Source organism: Flavobacterium orientale (assembly GCF_014638005.1).
GTDB classification, from domain to species: domain Bacteria; phylum Bacteroidota; class Bacteroidia; order Flavobacteriales; family Flavobacteriaceae; genus Flavobacterium; species Flavobacterium orientale.
The window spans coordinates 91,121-111,449 of sequence record NZ_BMFG01000010.1 but is presented as its reverse complement, the minus strand read 5'-3'; the positions used below and the strand labels follow the sequence as shown (position 1 = coordinate 111,449).

Genomic DNA, 20,329 nt, shown 5'->3' with positions numbered 1-20,329 from the left:
TTTAGAAAATAGAAAATAGAATATAGAAAAAAGAGGACCTTTAGGGTTAAAAAATATGAACCAAGTACAACCACATTCCCTTTTCACCGATTTTGACATCGCCTTATTCAAAGCCGGAAAACATTTTAGATTATATGAAAAATTAGGAGCTCATCTCACAGAGGTCAACGGCGTAAAAGGCGTTTATTTTGCCGTTTGGGCACCGTCGGCACGTTCGGTTTCTGTCGTGGGCGATTTTAATTACTGGATTCAAGGCGAACATCAGCTGAATGTGCGTTGGGATGCTTCCGGAATTTGGGAAGGATTTATTCCAAACATTGATAAAGGAACGAAATACAAATATAAAATTCAGTCCAACAACAACGGAATTATCACTGAAAAAGCCGATCCGTTTGCGTTGTATTGCCAAAAACCACCGGAAACTGCGTCAGTTATTTGGGATTTGGAATACAAATGGAAAGACAAAAAATGGATGGATTCCCGAAAGGATAAAAATGGTTTAGACAAACCGTATTCGGTGTATGAAGTGCATTTGGGGTCGTGGAAACGCAATTTGGAGCAAGATCGTTCGCTGACGTATTTAGAATTGGCGGAAGATTTGGTGAAATATGTTAAAGAAACCGGTTTCACGCACGTGGAATTTATGCCGATTATGGAATATCCGTATGATCCATCGTGGGGTTATCAGTTGATTGGCTATTTTGCACCAACTTCCCGATTTGGAAAACCGCAGGATTTTATGTTTTTGGTAGATAAATTACATCAAGCCGGAATTGGCGTGATTTTAGACTGGGTACCGTCTCATTTTCCAGACGATGCTCACGGTTTAGGATTTTTTGATGGTTCGAATTTGTATGAACATCCCGATCGAAGAAAAGGCTATCATCCCGATTGGAAAAGTTTAGTTTTCAATTATGGTCGAAATGAAGTGCGTTCGTTTTTGATTTCCAATGCGTTGTTTTGGCTCGACCATTACCATGCGGATGGACTTCGTGTTGATGCCGTTGCTTCGATGTTATATTTGGATTATTCCAGAAAAGAAGGGGAGTGGGAGCCGAATATTTTTGGCGGAAGGGAAAATTTAGACACGATTAGTTTCTTAAAAGATTTTAATGAAGCCGTTTATGCTAATTATGAAGGAGTGCAGACGATTGCCGAAGAAAGCACATCGTTTCCAATGGTTTCCAGACCAACATCTGTTGGCGGATTAGGATTTGGAATGAAATGGATGATGGGATGGATGCACGACACATTGCAATATTTCAAACGCGAATCGATTTACCGAAAATACCATCAAAACGATTTGACTTTTTCGATGACGTATGCGTTTTCCGAAAACTTTATGTTGCCGCTTTCGCACGACGAAGTAGTTTATGGTAAAAAATCCATTTTAGGAAGAATGACAGGCGATGAATGGCAGCAATTTGCCAATTTACGTTTGCTTTACGGTTATATGTTCACGCATCCTGGAACAAATTTACTGTTTATGGGATCTGAATTCGGTCAACGTGCCGAATGGAAATTTGACGGAAGTTTAGACTGGCATCTGTTAGAATACGGTTATCACGAAGGTACACGAAAATGTATTTCAGACTTGAATGAACTCTATAAAACCAATCCGGCTTTATTCGAAAATCAATTTAGCCCCGAAGGTTTTGAATGGATTAATTATGCCGATCATCAAAATGCGGTGCTGAGTTACATCCGTAAAGGAAAAAATGAAAAAGAAAATTTAGTGGTGGTTTGTAATTTCACACCGGTTGTTCGGGAGAATTATAGAATCGGATTGCCTTCCAAAGGAAAATTGACTGAAATTTTTAATTCTGATAAAGTGGAATATGGCGGAAGTGGCATCAACAACAAAAAAGCCATTAAAATTGAAAAAGAACCTTGGAATGGAAGAGATTTTTCGGCAGAATTGACATTGCCGCCTTTGGGTGTTGCTGTTTTTAAAATATCGTAATACGATAAAATCCCTCTAACTAAGAGGGATTTCCATTTTATCCATAAACGCAAACGTTTGAGTTAATAAAACCTCAAATTAAAAAGTGATTAAAAGTTTCAACTTTGTAAATTTGACAATTATAATCCAATTACTATGATTACAAATACTGAATTAGAACATAAAGGCGATCAGTTTCCTTCCAAGATAGTATCATTCAATCAAGATGTTGACAATGTTTTTTTCTACACAGAAAATAATGTGGTGCTCAAAATCACCATTCTTCGTGATAGTATGATTCGTTTTCGCTACACAACTAAAGGCTATTTTAACAAAGACTTTTCGTATGCTATTGATAAAGGTCAATCGCACGGTTACAACGAATTGGCTGTGGAAGAACACAAAACTTTTTATACCATTACAACCAGCAAAATAGTTTGCAAAATCAATAAACAAAATGCTAAAGTTTCGATTTTTGATTTAGAAGGTTTTCAAATTTTGGATGATGAAATTGGTTTTCATTGGGAAGAAAGCTATGAATTTGGCGGAAACATCGTAAAAATGAGTAAGAAAGCCAATGATGGTGAATGTTATTATGGAATGGGCGACAAAGCTACGCATCTTAATTTAAAAGGAAAACGCGTTGAAAATTGGGCAACCGATCAATATGCTTTTCATCGTGAACAAGAGCCATTATACAAAGTGGTGCCTTTTTATATTGGCTTGCATCATAACAATGCGTACGGAATATTTTTCGATAATACCTTCAGAACATTTTTCGATTTTTGTCACGAACGCAGAAATGTAACCAGTTTTTGGGCAGAAGGTGGCGAGATGAATTATTATTTCATCTACGGTCCGAAAATGAAAGATGTGGTCACAAATTATACGCATTTAACCGGAAAACCCGAGCTTCCGCCGATGTGGACGTTGGGTTATCATCAATGTAAATGGAGTTATTATCCGGAAAGTAAAGTAAAAGAAATTACTTCGACTTTCAGAAAATTGCAAATTCCGTGTGATGCCATTTATTTGGATATCGATTATATGGAAGGATTCCGTTGTTTCACTTGGAGCAAAGAATATTTTCCCGATCCAAAACGAATGGTGGCAGAATTGGCGAAAGACGGATTTAAAACCGTTGTGATTATTGATCCCGGAATTAAAATTGATAAAGAATATTCAGTTTACACCGAAGCGTTAGAAAAAGATTATTTCTGTAAACGAGCCGACGGACCTTATATGAAAGGAAAAGTTTGGCCGGGCGAATGTAATTTTCCAGACTATACAAATCCTGAAGTTCGCGAATGGTGGGCCGGATTATTCAAAGAATTAATTTCTGATATTGGCGTAAAAGGTGTTTGGAACGATATGAACGAACCGGCAGTAATGGATGTTCCCGGAAAAACCTTCCCAATGGATGTGCGTCATGATTATGATGGTCATCCGTGTAGTCATCGAAAAGCTCACAATATTTACGGAACACAAATGGCAAGAGCAACCTATGAAGGTGTGAAACGATTTGCCTATCCAAAACGACCTTTTATCATCACTCGTTCGGCTTATTCCGGTGCACAACGATATTCATCTTCTTGGACAGGAGATAATGTTGCCACTTGGGAACATTTATGGATTGCCAATATTCAAATGCAACGTATGTCGATTAGTGGAATGGGTTTTACCGGTTCTGATATTGGCGGTTTTGCCGAACAACCTTCGGGTGAATTATATGCTCGTTGGATTCAATTAGGTGTTTTTCATCCGTTTTGCAGAACGCATTCTTCCGGAGATCACGGTGAACAAGAACCTTGGTCGTTTGGGGAAGAAGTGGTAGATATTACTCGAAAATTCGTTAACCTTCGTTACCAATTACTTCCTTACTTATATACGATGTTTTGGAAATATGTGAATGAAGGTGAAGCGATGTTGAAACCTTTAGTTTACTTTGATCAGGAAGATGTTCAAACGTTATATCGAACAGACGAATTTATTTTTGGAAATCAAATTCTAGTTTGTCCGATTTTAGAACCAAATGCTGTGGGGCGACGAATGTATCTTCCAAAAGGAAACTGGTATAATTATTGGACTAATGAATTGGTTGAAGGTAAGAGGGAGTTATGGGTCGCTACAGACTATGATCAAATTCCGATTTTCATAAAAGAAGGAGCTATCATTCCTAAATATCCTATTCAACAATTTGTAGGCGAAAAAGAATTTGAAGAAATCTCATTGGATATTTATTATAAATTCGGAAAAGAGAAATCCGTTTTATATGAAGATGCTCAAGATGGTTACGACTACAATAAAGGAAGGTTTTCATTACGAACGTTCAACCTTACCGGAAAAGATAATGAGTTAATTATTCAATTACACAAAGAAGGAGAATTTATTACAAACTATAAAAAATTCAGGATAAATTTAATTGGGTTACCTTTTTCAATAAATGAAATAGAAATTGACAATGAAATTGTATCCTTAGATTCTGTGTCGTTTAATGGAAAAAATTCGTTGTTAGTAGATAAATTTTTTACTGAATTACATATAGTTGGGAAATAATTAAATATCGTACATTTACTTAACAAAAAATATTAAACAATGAATAAAACTATTGCTTTCAGTACAATTTGCGTCCTATTACTAATAATAGGATGTGCCACTAATCCTTTGACAGGAAAAAAAACCATGGCATTAGTGGATAACAGTTCTATATTTCCTTCTGCATTTCAGCAATATGATGCATTTTTAAAGGAAAACAAAGTTCTTTCAGGAACGACAGATGCCAGAAGAGTTGAAACTGTTGGAATTAAAATTAAAGATGCAGCTCAAAAATGGTTGACAGCTGTTGGAAAACCTGATTATTTAAAAGATTATCAGTGGGAATATAAATTGGTAGAAGACAAAGCAGTTAACGCCTGGTGTATGCCTGGAGGAAAAATTGTGGTTTATACCGGAATATTACCAATTGCAAAAGATGATGCCGGTTTAGCCACCGTAATGGGTCATGAAGTAGCACATGCATTATTAAATCATGGTCAACAACGAATGAGTGCCGGAATGTTACAACAAGTAGGAGCGGTTGGTTTAGGAGTTGCAACCGGAAATTCTAGTGCAGAAACCCAACAATTAGCCATGACAGCTTATGGAGCAGGTTCTCAAATGTTTGGAATGCTACCATTCAGTAGAAATCATGAATCTGAAGCGGATAAAATTGGCTTGATTTTAATGGCTATTGCCGGATATAACCCAGAGGCCTCTATTCCTTTTTGGCAACGAATGGGTGGAGCTTCCGGAGGTCAAGCACCACCCGAATTTATGAGTACTCACCCTTCTCATAATACTAGGGTTTCCAATTTAACAAAATGGATTCCAGAGGCAAAAGCAGAAGCCGCAAAATATGGTGTAACATTTAAATAAAAAATAGTACTTTCGAAGCTGTTCTGAAAAGAGCAGCTTTTTTTATGACCAAAAATTTCAACTATGACAACACTTGCAAAAGGAAGTAAGAAATTAGTTAACGCATGGGCTTTTTATGACTGGGCCAATTCGGTTTATCCGTTAGTAATTTCATCCTCTATTTTTCCTTTGTACTACGGGTTTTTATTTCCGAAAGAAAATCCGAATATCCTTTTTTTAGGATATGAATTTAAAAGCACGGCTCTAATAAGTTTTGTTACAGCTTTTGCTTTTTTATGTGTTGCTTTTATTTCTCCAATTTTATCAGGAATTGCCGATTTTGCCGGAAATAAAAAACGTTTTATGCAGTTTTTTTGCTATTTAGGAGCAATTTCTTGTATTGGAATGTATTGGTTTACAGCGGATAATATCTATTTTGGAATAGTCTGTTTCTTTTTTGGATTGATTGGATTTTGGGGGAGTTTGGTGTTTTATAATTCCTATTTACCCGACATCGCATATAAAGAGCAACAAGACAGTTTGAGTGCCAAAGGGTATTCGATGGGTTATGTAGGAAGTGTTATTTTGTTATTGGTAAACTTATACATGATTATCGGAAAAGAGGGAGAAGAAGCTCTTCTAGCTATGCGAATGGCTTTTGCGATGACCGGAATTTGGTGGATTCTTTTTGCTCAATATGCTTTTTGGTATTTGCCAAAAGGAAATAAGAATGCCGATAAAATTACTAAAGATGTCATCTTAAACGGATTTAGAGAACTGAAAAAAGTGCAAAGTCAATTATACCAAAACCTCAGGCTTTATCGCTATTTAGTTGCTTTTTTTGTGTATAGTATGGCAGTTCAAACGGTAATGTTAGTGGCGACTTATTTTGGTGAACAAGAAATAAATTGGTCAACCGATAGTGAAAAAACAACCGGTTTAATCATAAGTATTTTAGTGATTCAATTAGTTGCTGTTGTGGGTGCTACTTTAACTTCCAAAGCTTCAGAAAAATTCGGAAATATTCCAACTTTGATTGTGATTAACGCTATTTGGGCAATCATTTGTGTGTTTGCTTACTTTGTAACCGAACCTATTCATTTTTATGTTACAGCAGGTTTTGTGGGAATGGTAATGGGAGGAATTCAAGCACTTTCTCGATCAACTTATTCGAAATTTTTACCTAAAACAGAAGATACCGCTTCCTTTTTTAGTTTTTATGACGTTGCCGAAAAAATTGGAATTGTGATTGGTATGGCAATATATGGAACGATTGACCAAATTACAGGAAGCATGCGAAATGCCATTGTTTTTCTAATGGTTTTCTTTGTAGCCGGATTGTTATTGTTGCTACGAGTACCAAAAAATACTGCTTCCGAAGTAGAATAATTTCGGAAGCAGATTTATTTCTTTTAAATCATCTTAATTTTCCCGGAACCCGCCACTTTTGTGTCGATTTTTTTAGGTTTTCCTTTGTATTCAATATCTCCCGAACCGGAAACACGAGCTTCAATGAGTTCAGTGCAATTGGTGCTAATATTTCCTGAACCTGAAACGCTCACTTTACTATTTTCTGATTGTAAATCAAAAGCTTCTATATCACCGGAACCGGATACATTGGCTTCAAGATTTTTTGTCTTTCCTTTTAATTGAATATCGCCAGATCCGGCAACATTGGCTTGAACAGAATCAGCATCTAAACTTAATTTTATATCTCCGGAACCGGCAACAGACGCTTTAAATGTTGTAGCTTTTAAAGTGAAATTGGAAACAATATCACCTGAACCGGCTAAACTGACTTTAGAAATATCCTTTACAGGAACAGTAATTTCTATTTTTTTTCCTTTAGATGGATTGAGATTGTATCCTTTTTTTGTGCGAATTTGCAAATCAGAACCTTTACTTTCAATATCTATAAATTCTAATAGATTTTCTTCTGCTTTTACGGATATTTTCCCTTCATTGCCTTCAACAAGCGTTACATAAAAAGCTCCGGCAACACTAACAGATTCGTAATCTGAAGTTGTGATTTCTTTGGTTGTAAAATTTCCGTTCCCTTTTATTTTTTCCTGACGCCATTGACCGGAAGAAAGTGTCACTACAAGAAGTAATAGAAGTGTGATTGATTTTTTCATTTTTTAAATTATTAATTGGTTAGATTTAAACTTACATTTCCGTAATTAGAAGTAATAGTTACTTTGTTTGTACCACTTTTTTTATAAAAACCGGTATACGATTTAGTTGTATTTGTTTCCACTCTAGTGTTATATTCAAGTGGTGCTTCGCTTTTGAAATTGGCATATTTTGTTATTACATCAAAATCAAAAGTATAATTTGGGCTATGATTCATTTTGATATTGGTATAACCTGATGTGATTGAAATGTTACTTGCTTTTGCTGAAACCGCATTCAGAGAAAAGTTACTGTAATTGGTTGTCAGTTTCAAATTGTTTTCAATTTCATCAATTTTAATAGAAAGATAATTGCCACTTCCCTCAATGTTGTTAACTTTTCCTGTGGCAATTTTCCCGTAATTACTAGCGTATTTCAGCGAATATCCATTTAGAACAACAACATCGGTATAACTGGAATTAATATCTAAATTTGAGAAAGAACCAATAGTTAAGCCGGAATATTTAGCATTAATAACAGCATTTTTCAAGCTTTCAATGGTTGATTTTGAGCAATAATCAATTTTAATGATATTAATAGAATTGTTTAATTTTCCCATTGCAATTTTTCCATACTTACAAACAATGTTAGTACTTCCGTTCAAATCATGTGATAGAATATTACCATATTGATTGGCAATTTTTACATTACCATTTTTAGGAATTTTTACCGTATAATTTATTTCTACACTATTTCTTCTGCTTGAACTGCTAATTTTTTCAAAAATAGTTTTGGCAGCATAAAGACTTTTCGAACCATTAAAATCGACAGAAATAGATGCTAATTTTTTATCAACCCAGCTTTCGTCATCACCACTTACGGTAATTACAACTTCTATGTCAATTTTGTCTTCGTTCCATGTGGTTACAAATACATTTCCATATTTGTTGCTAATGTCAACTGTCGCATCTGAATTTACTGCTACTGATTTTTTAGCTGTTTTTTGTTTGGTGTGTTTTCCGTTGTGCTCTGTTGCATATCCGGATAGGACAACAAAAAATAGGATTAAACTATATAAATTTTTCATTTTCAATGGTGTTTTTAAGATTAATGATTTCAATTTTTTTGATTACTTCTTCTAGAAATGAAATTCGGGTTTGAAAATTCAGAATCATGGCATGAAGCAATTGTTTGGTGTCTCCGTTTTTTTGTAATTCGCTTATGATTTTTTGATAATCCTGATCAAAAACTTTCATTTGATTTAAGGCATCGTTAATTATTTCTTCGGTTTCTGGTGTTTGTTTCGACTTTAAATCGATTAATTCTTTTTCAACCACTGACGCAAAGTAATCGTGGGTTTCTTTGGTCTGTGATGAAGCATTTTGCCATTGGTCTATTGGTTGTTCGTTTTTAAGTTGATAAAAACTTATCATTCCAACAATCAATAGGAGTGAAGCCGCTAATGATAATGGCAACCAATTTTTCTTTTTCTTTTGAATTGGTGTTGCATTCAGTTTTTTTAAAAACCGATCGGAATGACCTAACCGTGGTGTTTCGGTATCCCATTGATTTTCTAGTTGACTGAAAAGTGTTTCTAATGCATCTTTTTTCTCTTTCATAGTCTTTATTGTTTTGATGCCAGTTGCATTCGCAAACTTTCTTTTGCTCTACTCATAGTAGTTCTGCAATTGGCATAACTGATGTTTAATATTTCACAAACTTCTTCTAAATCAAAACCTTCAATGAATACTAATGTTAGAATCATTCGGTAGCTTTCCTTTAAGTTTTGAATAGCGTTTAGCACTTCCTGAACCTTTAAATTGGTATAATCAATTGACTCATCTTCGGGTTCATCTTCAATTTTATAGACTTTAGTTTCAAAATCATCGTGATTAAAAAAACTATTTTTTTTATAAAAATCAATGCTGTAATTAATAATAATTCGTTTTAACCAAGCTCCAAAAGCAACTTCATTTCTAAAGGTATCTAGTTTTTGGAAAGCTTTTAAAAATCCTTCTTGCATCACATCTTCGGCAAAATGTTCATCTTTCACAATTCGAAGAGCCACGTTATACATTGCTTTACAATAGCGAGTATACACTTCAAATTGTGCTTTTTGATTATTTTGCTTACAAAGCAAGATTAAATGCTCAATATTTTCGTTTGCTAAACTCAATTGGTTAACCGGATTTGATTTAAAGACACATCAATTTATTAAATGTTACACTTTTGTAAAAATAAAATTTAAAATCGTTCTCTAGCTGTATTCAAATTTTTATATTTGAAGAATTAAATTAACACCTAATGAAAAAGCAAACTTTATTTTCTTTCTTTATAGTTTTATGTTCTGTTCTTTTTGTCTCATGTTCGGGAGATGTTGAACCTATTGATCCGGCAATACAAATTCCAAATCCGACTGATCCTACCAATCCCAATAATCCCGGAACCGGTCCAGCATCTTTTAAAGCTGATTTTAATAATCAGACATTTGTCGCTACTAATTATTTGGCTTATGTTTCAGGAGGTTCGATTATTGTTTCAGGATTTAAATCTTCTGGAGAAAATTTTTCGTTTGTTGCTGGCGGAACAACACCTGGTACTTATCCGGCAAATTCAATGGATAATTTAATAGTTTATCAACCAGCCGGAACAGAATATGGTTATTCAGGACACCATCCTACAAACGATAATGCAAATACAGGTTCAATTGTTGTAACCAATGTTAATACACAAAATCAAACAGTTTCGGGAACATTTGCTTTTACCGGATATTGGACAGATTTTGATGATACAACAATGCTACCGATTAATTTTACAAATGGTGTTTTCACAAATATCCCTTACGTAACGGACAACCCTACAAATGATACTTTCTTTGCTAGAATTAATGGAGTAGAATTTGTTGATACTGATATTTTTACACTTGAAATAGAAATCAACAATATAGCCTTTATTTCTGTTTATGCAGATGACATTAATGATAATGGTATAACAGTAAGTATGCGTACCAATTTGAATGCCGGAACATACAACATAACCGGTAATACTAATGATGTGGTGCAACTATATTATGTCAATTCATCAGTTCCATTTACTCAATTTGCAACTTCAGGTTCAGTTACTATCACTGAAAAAACGGCAACAAGAATAAAAGGTACTTTCAATGCAAACGTAATTCATCAAGGTGTAACTTATCAAATAACGCAAGGAGCTTTTGATGTAGAATATTAAAAAAAGTTATATAAAAACAACTAAATCCCGATTGTCGGGATTTTTTTATGGCATAAGATTTGACGTTTTATAGATGGTTAGTTGTATTTCATCGTTTATGTTGTGGATTCTTATTCACAATCAAACATATACTATATATTTGCTTTCCCTTTTTTATGTTTAATGACAAAATGACCTATTAAATAACTATGTCAAATCACAAAATTTTAACCCTAGACAAATTGTCACTTCATGATTTTGATACTGAAGCCGATTTAATTCCGTTATTGACTCCCGAAGACGAGGAGGAGATGAATAAGGAAGAGCTTCCAAAGTCATTACCAATATTACCCTTACGAAATATGGTTTTGTTTCCCGGTGTTGTAATTCCGATTACCGCAGGAAGAGACAAATCAATTAAATTAATAAATGATGCAAATGCAGCCGGGAAAGTAATTGGTGTAGTTGCTCAAATCAATGAAGAAATTGAAGACCCGAAAAGAGAAGATATCAATACCATTGGAACTGTTGCTCAGATTTTAAGAGTTTTAAAAATGCCTGACGGTAATGTTACCGTAATCTTACAAGGCAAAAAACGATTTGAGATTGATAAGGTCATTTCTGAAGATCCTTATATTAGTGCTTTTGTTAAAGAAGTTCCTGAAAAAAGACCAAGTCATACCGACACCGAGTTTGGAGCTATAATTGAATCGATAAAGGAAATTGCAATTCAAATTATTAAATCAAGTCCTAATATCCCAACTGAAGCCACTTTTGCTATAAAGAATATTGAAAGTAAATCGTTTTTAATCAACTTTGTTTCATCAAATATGAATCTTTCGGTTCAAGAGAAACAAGAATTATTGATGATGAATGTTCTTAAAGAACGAGCGTTGACAACCTTGCGTTACATGAACACCGAGTTGCAAAAATTGGAATTAAAAAACGATATTCAGTCTAAAGTTCGTTTTGACCTAGATCAGCAACAACGCGAATATTTCTTGCATCAGCAAATGAAAACCATTCAAGAAGAATTGGGTGGTGTTTCCTACGAGCAGGAAATTGAAGAAATGCGTCAAAAAGCAAAATCTAAAAAATGGAACAAAAAAGTGGAAGACCATTTTGAAAAGGAGCTTAAAAAATTACAAAGAACCAATCCGCAATCGCCTGATTTTGGAATATCACGTAATTATTTGGAACTCTTTTTAGAATTGCCATGGGATAATTTTTCTAAAGATAATTTTGATTTAAAAAGAGCAGAAAAAGTGCTGGATAAAGACCATTTTGGTTTAGAAGATGTTAAAAAAAGAATCATTGAACATCTTGCGGTTTTAAAGCTAAGAAACGATATGAAATCTCCAATTTTGTGTTTAACCGGACCTCCGGGAGTTGGAAAAACATCAATTGGAAAATCCATAGCAAAAGCTCTTGGCAGAGAATATGTGAGAATGTCATTAGGAGGTTTGCGTGACGAAGCAGAAATCAGAGGTCATCGTAAAACATATATTGGAGCCATGCCCGGAAGAATTTTACAAAACATCAAAAAAGCTGGGACATCCAATCCGGTTTTTGTTTTAGATGAAATCGATAAACTTTCGGCCAGCCATTCCGGAGATCCTTCCTCAGCATTATTAGAAGTTTTAGATCCGGAACAAAATAATGAGTTCTATGATAATTTCTTGGAAATGGGTTATGACTTGTCAAAAGTGATGTTTATTGCAACGTCCAATACCATGTCAACCATTCAACCGGCATTGAAAGACAGAATGGAAGTAATTAAAATGTCAGGTTATACCATAGAGGAAAAAATTGGAATTGCCGCTAAGCATTTATTGCCAAAGCAATTAAAAGAACATGGACTTACCACAAAAGATTTGACAATTGGTAAACGTCAATTAGAAAAAATAATTGAAGGTTATACCCGAGAATCAGGTGTTAGAAGTTTGGAACAAAAAATTGCTCAAGTAATTCGAAATGCAGCGAAATCTGTTGCAATGGAAGAAGAATACAATAAAAAAGTGACAGATGAAGATATTATTAAAGTATTAGGAGCTCCACGATTAGAACGCGATAAATCGGAAAGTAATGAAGTTGCAGGTGTTGTTACCGGTTTAGCTTGGACTAGTGTAGGCGGAGATATTTTATTTATAGAATCTTTAATTTCAAAAGGAAAAGGAACCTTGACCTTAACCGGAAATTTAGGTACGGTGATGAAAGAATCGGCTACCATTGCTTTAGAATACATCAAGTCATATGCAGAAGAATTAGGTATAAATCAAGATTTATTACAAAATTATAACATTCATATTCACGTTCCGGAAGGAGCTACTCCAAAAGACGGACCAAGTGCCGGAATTGCAATGTTAACCTCTATTGTTTCTGTTTTGACTCAAAAAAGGGTTAAGAAAAACTTAGCCATGACTGGCGAAATTACGCTAAGAGGAAAAGTGCTACCTGTGGGTGGAATAAAAGAAAAAATTTTAGCAGCAAAGCGTGCTAACATAAAAGAAATCATACTTTGTGCAGATAACAAACACGATATTGATGAGATTAAACCGGAATATTTAGAAGGTTTAACCTTTCATTATGTCAAAGAAATGGCAGAAGTGCTAAAATTAGCCATCACCAATCAAAATGTGAAAAACGCAAAAAAACTATAAGTTTTATTAAAATGGCAATCAATTTTCGATTGCCATTTTTTTTCATTCTCCATTAACTTTACGATTTCAAATAAAAACTTACTCAACAAAAAATAATATCTTCGCAACTTCGTTTATAGGAGAAGTACTTCCCAAAAAATGCTATGGTTAGAAACCTGATATTTGTTTTATTTCTATTTTGTCAATTCCAACTATTTGCACAAGTGGGTGGTCAATCAGTTTATCAGTTTTTAAATTTGATGACTTCACCAAGACAAGCAGCTTTGGGCGGAAAAACAATCACTCTTTTTGATTACGATGTCAATCAAGGCCATTTTAATCCGGCTTCCATCAACAGCGAAATGCACAATCAATTAGCAGTGAATTACGGTAGTTATTTTGGAGAAATATCCTATGGAACGGCCGCTTATGCTTATACCTATGATCGTCATTTGCAAACTTTTCATGCGGGGGTAAATTACATCAACTACGGAACTTTCGAAGGGAGAGATGAAAACGGATTGGAAACAGCCGATTTTACAGGAAGTGAAGGAGCTTTGTCTTTTGGTTATTCTTATAATATTCCGTTTTCCAACTTTTATGTGGGAGTAAATGCCAAATTGATTACCTCCACTTTAGAAAGTTATACCTCTTTTGGAGGAGCGATTGATTTGGGTTGTATTTATATTGATGATAGAAATGATATCAATTATGCGTTTGTAATCAGAAATTTTGGAACTCAGTTTGTAACCTATGCCGGGACTCGTGAAAAGTTACCTCTCGAAGTGATGGCTGGAATTTCACAATTGTTAGAAAATGTACCCATTCGATGGCATTTAACATTGGAAAATCTACAACAATGGAATGTAGCTTTTTCAAATCCGGCAAGAGCAGAAGGTACTTTGGATGGTGGGCAAAATGAAGAAAAAGTATCCTTTTTTAATAACGCACTTCGTCATGTAGTTGTTGGTGCAGAACTTTTTCCCGAAAAAAGTTTCAATATTCGTGTTGGTTATAATTTTAGAAGAAGTGAAGAATTGCGAATTTTAGACCAACGCCATTTTTCTGGAATCTCTTTTGGAGTCGGACTTCGAATGAATTCCATTCGATTTGATTATTCGTATTCCAGATATACTGTTGCAGCAAATACCAGTTTATTTGGATTAATGATTAATTTGGATTAGGAATGGAGTTTGGAGAAAATATAAAATAGAGAAAAGAAAATAGAGAATGAACCTTAGTTCCTTTGTAACTTAGCACCTCAGTACCTTAGAAAAATGAACAACATCACCATCGCCATCGACGGATTTTCATCCACCGGAAAAAGCACGTTAGCCAAACAGTTAGCTAAACATTTGGGCTATGTTTATGTGGATACCGGAGCGATGTATCGTGCTGTAACCTATTTTGCAATGCAAAACAAGTTAGTTTCCGAAGATTTTTTGGATGCAGAAAGTTTAATAAAAAAATTACCAGAAGTTAAACTTCATTTTCAGTTTAATGCTGATTTAGGATTCGCCGAAATGTATTTGAATGATGTGAATGTTGAAAACGAAATTCGAACCATAGATGTTTCTCGATTGGTAAGTAAAATTGCTGAAATCTCTGAAGTTCGATCAAAATTAGTGGAACAACAACAAGCCATGGGAAAAAACAAAGCCATCGTTATGGATGGACGTGATATTGGAACTGTTGTTTTTCCGGATGCGGAATTAAAATTATTTATGACTGCCAGTGCTCACACTCGAGCCAAACGACGTTTTGATGAATTGGCTGAAAAAGGTCAGAATGTGTCGTATGAAGATGTGTTGCAAAACGTACAAGAAAGAGATTATATTGACACCCATCGTGATGATTCACCTTTAGTAAAAGCAAATGATGCTATTGAAATTGATAATTCTACACTAACCAAAAAAGAACAATTTGATTTGGTTTTAGATTTGATTCACAAGTTTTATAATTAGTAGCTATCATTTTCTTTGATAGAACAATCAATACTTTCCATTTTTACGTATATGATTTTCAGGAATCAATTTGTATTTTTGAAATTATAAAAATTCACTATGAAAATCGTTATCTCTCCGGCTAAATCATTGGATTACGAAAGTCCGTTACCAACAAATCAATCAACTGTTTCTTGTTTTTTGAAAGAAGCAAACACAATCAACCGTCAATTGAAAAAGAAAAAACCTAAGCAATTGATGGAATTGATGGACATTTCAGATAAATTGGCCGATTTGAATTGGCAACGCAATCAGGAACGCGATTTGGATAATTTTACACCTGAAAATTCACGCCAAGCGATCTATGCTTTTAATGGCGATGTCTATATAGGTTTAGATATAAAAACACTTCCCACAGAAAAATTAGAAGCTCTACAAGACAAACTCCGCATTCTTTCCGGATTGTACGGTTTGTTGAAGCCCTTGGATTTGATACAACCGTATCGATTGGAAATGGGAACTAAATTTCCGGTTGGTAAAAGCAAAAATTTATATGAATTTTGGAAAGCCAAAATTACCAAAGAACTTAATAAAGAACTCACTAAAGACGAACTTTTTATCAACTTAGCCAGTAATGAATATTTTGATGCGGTGGATGTAAAAGCGTTGAAAGTTCCTGTCATAACTCCTGAATTTAAAGACTACAAAGACGGAAAATTAAAAATGATCAGCTTTTTTGCCAAAAAGGCGAGAGGGATGATGGTGCGATATATCATTGACACAAACGCTGAAACCATAGACGATTTGAAAGGATTCAATTATGAAGGCTATGCTTTTGATGCTAATTTGAGTAAAGGAAATAAGTTGGTGTTTACCAGGTAATGAGGCCCTTTTTCGAAGCTTAGGAATACAATTCTGTGAAACTTCAATAATGCAAAATAGTAAAATATTGAATTTAAACACATTCAAAATATTTAAAAGTTTGCATTTTTTTCGTACATTAGACTTGTTGTAAAGAGTTTAATTTCAGTTTAATAGCACCTTCTGTATGTCTAAAAATTGTGATGTTATTGATTCCTCAGATGTTACTTATATTATAGAAAACCCTTGGGATGTTTCAGAATACGAATGGAATCTTCAAGACAAGAGTGATTTAGAAGGAACTCATTTGTTTATTCTTAACAAATTGAAAATAGCTTCAAACGGTGGTTTTTCCAGAATGTGGAAAACATCAGATCAAAAACCAATTGCAATTTTGGGTTGTTTAAAAATTGGGGATAAAGAATTTGAAACATTCTTTATAGCTAGTAAACATATGCAAGATCATACCTTGAAAATAAGTTTTGAAATGCGTGATATGCTCAGAGAACAATCAGTCAATTTTAAGGGATACACCTGCTATTTATACTCTATTTCAAATCATCCGAATCAAATGAAATGGTTCAAATTTCTCGGATTTATTAATAAACCTGAAAGAGATACTGGTTTAAACCGGTATTTTGAATATGTTTCACCAATAAAATAAATGAATTAACTTCTATTGTGTTCATAAATAGATGTTTGCTTCTGAAAAGTAAGAATAAATTTAATTTTTTTTGAAATTTGAATATAAACAGGAGTTTTTTTAATTAATAATTATATTTTTATCAAAATGTTTGCTTTTATTTAAAATAATAAGTTAATTTTATTAATTATTAATTAAAAAATAGCAAATATGTGTGGTAGTAAATCAGTAACAATAGTTGTTAGTGCAACAGCAGCCAGTCCATTCCCTCCAACTATTTCAGACGGAACTAGTGTAGGAAGTACGGAAGAAGGTGATGAAAACTTAACTACAAATGTAGGCTCGGGTTATACAGTAGTCATCAAAATGGCAGGAGACATCTCGTCAATAAACAACGTCTATTCAACTAACGGAGTCAATTTGTTCTCTTCCGGTCCCGCGAGACAATCAGATGGTTCATGGTCAGGTGTTATTGGAGCTTTGCCTAAAGGCACTGTTGAAACGTATAGTATTGACTATACCGTTGGAGGTAATACATATATTCAGGACCCTAAAATAATGATTAATTCATAACTCATAATTTTAATAGCTAAATATTATTTTTTTAGTAAAAATTAATCCGACATTTAATATATGTTGATTATGGGCGGAACAAACTAACCTAGAATGATGACCAATTTTTTTGTCATACTATGACTAAACTATCGATCTAACTATTTTTAATTTCTGATTAAATTACTCTCATAAATTAGTGTTTGAATTAAAAAGTGACAATCTTTTTCATCGAGATCTATTTAGATAAAAAACAGTATCCAATTTATAACGATAAATACATCTATGTCTGATAAAAGCAAAATCAAGTGTTCGTTTCTACTTTTGATTTTGCTCTGCGTGCAAATTAGTTTGGCTCAAGAACAACGTATAGCTGATAGTTTAACAAAAATTTATTCAACTGAAGCAAATATCAGCAATCTTGAAAAAATGGAGTTGCTGAGAAATTTGGCGTTTAATGAAGTGACTAACATTGAATTGTCAATCAAATATGCCAATGAACTCATTGCACTCGCAACAAAAGAAAACAATTATTTATACCTGCATCGCGGGTATTTTCAAAAAGCCAATAAATACAGATATTTAAGTGACTTAGATATAGCGTTAGATGCAGTCTTTAAAAGTTTGGACGCCGCAAAAAAAGCATCCTATATTATCGGCCAAGGCAACTGCAATGTTGCCATAGCCGATATCTATTCCTCAATGGGTAATTCTAAAAATGCCGAATACTATTATGCCCAAAGTATTGAATTACTAAGAAAAACAGATAATACCACAGCATTGGCAAGTGCCTTGTTAAATGCCGGGGATCAATACTTTAAAAATAAGAACTATACCATTGCTTTACAAAATTTTAATGAAGCGGCAATTCTTTTTAAAAAAGTTGAATATACAACTGGAACGGCCTATAGTCTTGGCAATATTGGAATGGTTTATGCCGAACAAGGGAAAGATGCATTAGCCAAAAAGTACATTGGCAACGCTATTGAGCTATTAGAAGAACTAGAAGATTACTATGCCATCTCAGATTATCTGACTTACATGTCGGACATTTACAGTAATCAAAATGATTATAAAACAGCATTAAGTTATGCCAAACGTAGTTTGGAGCTTGCCGAAGAGTTTGGGTTGAAAGATCAAATTAATAAATCAAATCTAACGCTATCAGACATCTACTTAAAACTTGGCAATGCAAATGAGTCACTCAAACATTATAAAAATCATATTATTTATCGGGACAGTGTCACCAACATTGAATCAGTACAAAAAATAGCCGATTTACGCACTGACTTTGAAGTTTCGCAAAAACAGACCGAAATTGATTTGTTAGATCAACGAAGAAAAAACCAACGAATTGTAACTTATGCCATTGGTGCTGCTTTATTTTTCATTGCTCTTCTTGCTTTTCTTTGGTATCGAAGGTATTTATTCATTAGAAAAACCAAACAAATTATCGAAAAAGAACGCGATCGTTCAGATAGTTTGTTACTCAATATTCTCCCAGAAGAAACCGCAATTGAGTTAAAATTGAACGGCAATGTAAAAGCCAAAAAACATGATGCTGTTACGGTTTTATTCAGCGATTTCAAAGGATTTACCAGTTATTCTGAAAAGCTATCGCCGGAAGAATTGGTGAAGACGGTTGATTTTTACTTTTCAAAATTCGATACAATCATGGAAGACTATGGTTTGGAAAAAATTAAAACCATTGGCGATGCTTATATGTGTGCCGGTGGTTTAAATGGTAACGAAAAAGAAGCCGCCCAAAATATGATTTTAGCGGCTAAAGATATTATAGATTTTGTTGAAAAAACTAAGAGTAACAATGCGACTCAAGAATTTACTTTTGATATCCGTATTGGAATTAACACCGGACCTGTTGTTGCAGGTGTGGTTGGAAGTAAGAAGTTTGCATATGATATTTGGGGCGATACCGTAAACATTGCCTCAAGAATGGAATCAATGTCGCAACCCGGAAAAATTAATATCAGTGAAGGCACTCATGCTTTAATAAGCGATCAATGGACTTGTGAATATCGCGGTGAAATTGAAGTTAAAAACAGAGGTTATTTAAAAATGTATTTTGTGAACGATTAAGTTTATAAGTCAACTTCTTTCAACTCCAAAACATAACCAATTCCATGTACATTCGTCAACTTAATGGAATCATCGTCACTCAATTTTTTTCGCAATTTAGAAATGTATGTATCCAAACTTCTCCCCACAAAAACACCGTGATCTTCCCATACTTTTTTGGAGAGTTCTTCTCGTTTGATGATTTTATTGGGGTTTTCTACAAAAAGTGTCAATAATTCCACTTCTTTTTTGGAAAGACTGATTTCATTTGAAGCCATAATCAATTTGCTTTCTTCAGGATAAAAATGAAATTTACCTAACGAAATAAAACGTTCGTTTGTTGAATCAAGTTGTTTTGTTTTTTTCTTTTTAGGAAAGAACACAAAAGCAGAAAGTATACTTAATGACAAGAGCACTATCCAAATGATTTTAGTACTAAAACTTTCTGTTTTTTCTAAAAAGCGTACTTCAATTGTATAGCATTTTTGTGGCATGTTTCGTCCACCACAAGGAATAATATCTTTTTCAACGCTGGCATTTTTTAGAAAACTATACGCTACTTCCAAATCTTTACATTGTTTCACTTCAAGTTGATAATGGGAGGGAAGGTTGGCTTTTTGAAAACTTTGTTGAACAACTTTTACCAAAGTATCAGGGAATATAGTAAGTTCTTTCTCAAAGGAAAGTTGGTATTTTGATGCTTCTATTTGATGAACCGGCAATATCAGCGATGTGCTGTCTTGATTGGAAAGTAAAAGTTTATTGCCCACATCTCGCAATGCTATTTTGACCAATTCTGAAAAGGTTTCGTCTTTTTTATCGGAAGTTAAAAGCATCACGGTTGCAAAAAGTGCTAAGCAAAGACTGCCGTAAAAATAAATTTTTCGTTGATTCATAAGTTCTGCAAATAACATACAAATTTGTGATTTTTTAAAACTGTTGACACTTCTTTTACATA

The 20,329-nt window shown here is 34.0% G+C and carries 17 protein-coding genes; 12 read left to right on the top strand and 5 right to left on the bottom strand.

All coding sequences use genetic code 11. From position 1 onward, the window contains the following. The first annotated feature begins 55 nt into the window (after positions 1-55). The 4 genes from glgB (at position 56) to IEV15_RS12440 (ending at position 6,724) form a co-directional block, all read left to right on the top strand. Complete coding sequence (gene glgB / locus IEV15_RS12455; protein WP_188362857.1) at positions 56-1,963, top strand: 1,4-alpha-glucan branching protein GlgB; 1,908 nt, start codon at positions 56-58, stop codon at positions 1,961-1,963. A 135-nt stretch (positions 1,964-2,098) separates the two neighbouring features. Next, on the top strand, positions 2,099-4,498 hold the full coding sequence (locus IEV15_RS12450) for a glycoside hydrolase family 31 protein (RefSeq protein WP_188362856.1): 2,400 nt from the start codon (positions 2,099-2,101) through the stop codon (positions 4,496-4,498). Between the two features lie 39 nt (positions 4,499-4,537). Next, entirely contained in the window at positions 4,538-5,356 is an 819-nt protein-coding gene (locus tag IEV15_RS12445) for a M48 family metallopeptidase (protein ID WP_188362855.1), read from the top strand. A gap of 63 nt (positions 5,357-5,419) precedes the next feature. Next, the gene (locus IEV15_RS12440) at positions 5,420-6,724 is read left to right on the top strand and encodes an MFS transporter (RefSeq protein ID WP_188362854.1); all 1,305 of its coding nucleotides are present in this window, start codon (positions 5,420-5,422) and stop codon (positions 6,722-6,724) included. 23 nt (positions 6,725-6,747) lie between these two features. Here IEV15_RS12440 and IEV15_RS12435 read toward each other — a convergent pair whose 3' ends face one another. Genes IEV15_RS12435 through IEV15_RS12420 form a run of 4 tightly spaced genes read right to left on the bottom strand, consistent with a single transcriptional unit; the run spans position 6,748 to position 9,623 of the window. Continuing rightward, positions 6,748-7,470, bottom strand: coding sequence for a head GIN domain-containing protein (locus IEV15_RS12435; RefSeq protein ID WP_188362853.1), 723 nt, complete (start codon positions 7,468-7,470; stop codon positions 6,748-6,750). Between the two features lie 11 nt (positions 7,471-7,481). Beyond that, the gene (locus IEV15_RS12430) at positions 7,482-8,534 is read right to left on the bottom strand and encodes a hypothetical protein (protein ID WP_188362852.1); all 1,053 of its coding nucleotides are present in this window, start codon (positions 8,532-8,534) and stop codon (positions 7,482-7,484) included. Continuing rightward, entirely contained in the window at positions 8,518-9,066 is a 549-nt protein-coding gene (locus IEV15_RS12425; RefSeq protein WP_188362851.1) for an anti-sigma factor, read from the bottom strand. The genes IEV15_RS12430 and IEV15_RS12425 overlap by 17 nt, the downstream gene beginning before the upstream one ends. A gap of 5 nt (positions 9,067-9,071) precedes the next feature. Beyond that, a complete protein-coding gene (locus IEV15_RS12420; RefSeq protein WP_188362850.1) occupies positions 9,072-9,623 on the bottom strand; it encodes an RNA polymerase sigma factor in 552 nt (183 codons plus the stop codon). 128 nt (positions 9,624-9,751) lie between these two features. On the opposite strand from IEV15_RS12420, the gene IEV15_RS12415 reads away from it, so the two are divergent. The 8 genes from IEV15_RS12415 (at position 9,752) to IEV15_RS12380 (ending at position 19,392) form a co-directional block, all read left to right on the top strand. Continuing rightward, a complete protein-coding gene (locus tag IEV15_RS12415; protein ID WP_188362849.1) occupies positions 9,752-10,678 on the top strand; it encodes a DUF6252 domain-containing protein in 927 nt (308 codons plus the stop codon). A 188-nt stretch (positions 10,679-10,866) separates the two neighbouring features. After that, positions 10,867-13,317, top strand: coding sequence for an endopeptidase La (gene lon, locus IEV15_RS12410; RefSeq protein WP_188362848.1), 2,451 nt, complete (start codon positions 10,867-10,869; stop codon positions 13,315-13,317). 143 nt (positions 13,318-13,460) lie between these two features. Further along, positions 13,461-14,480 (top strand): type IX secretion system protein PorQ, encoded by a 1,020-nt coding sequence (gene porQ / locus IEV15_RS12405; protein WP_188362847.1) that lies wholly within the window; start codon positions 13,461-13,463, stop codon positions 14,478-14,480. Positions 14,481-14,573: 93 nt separating this feature from the next. Next, on the top strand, positions 14,574-15,260 hold the full coding sequence (cmk, locus tag IEV15_RS12400; RefSeq protein ID WP_188362846.1) for a (d)CMP kinase: 687 nt from the start codon (positions 14,574-14,576) through the stop codon (positions 15,258-15,260). 99 nt (positions 15,261-15,359) lie between these two features. Further along, on the top strand, positions 15,360-16,121 hold the full coding sequence (gene yaaA / locus IEV15_RS12395; protein ID WP_188362845.1) for a peroxide stress protein YaaA: 762 nt from the start codon (positions 15,360-15,362) through the stop codon (positions 16,119-16,121). A gap of 166 nt (positions 16,122-16,287) precedes the next feature. Beyond that, positions 16,288-16,764 (top strand): hypothetical protein, encoded by a 477-nt coding sequence (locus IEV15_RS12390; protein WP_188362844.1) that lies wholly within the window; start codon positions 16,288-16,290, stop codon positions 16,762-16,764. A 189-nt stretch (positions 16,765-16,953) separates the two neighbouring features. Beyond that, complete coding sequence (locus IEV15_RS12385) at positions 16,954-17,316, top strand: hypothetical protein (RefSeq protein ID WP_188362843.1); 363 nt, start codon at positions 16,954-16,956, stop codon at positions 17,314-17,316. Between the two features lie 264 nt (positions 17,317-17,580). Further along, positions 17,581-19,392 carry an adenylate/guanylate cyclase domain-containing protein gene (locus IEV15_RS12380; protein WP_188362842.1) on the top strand — a complete coding sequence of 604 codons (1,812 nt, stop codon included), beginning with the start codon at positions 17,581-17,583 and terminating at the stop codon, positions 19,390-19,392. Between the two features lie 2 nt (positions 19,393-19,394). Here the strand turns inward: IEV15_RS12380 and IEV15_RS12375 are convergent, their stop codons facing one another. After that, entirely contained in the window at positions 19,395-20,267 is an 873-nt protein-coding gene (locus IEV15_RS12375; RefSeq protein WP_229734152.1) for a winged helix-turn-helix domain-containing protein, read from the bottom strand. Positions 20,268-20,329: the final 62 nt, after the last annotated feature.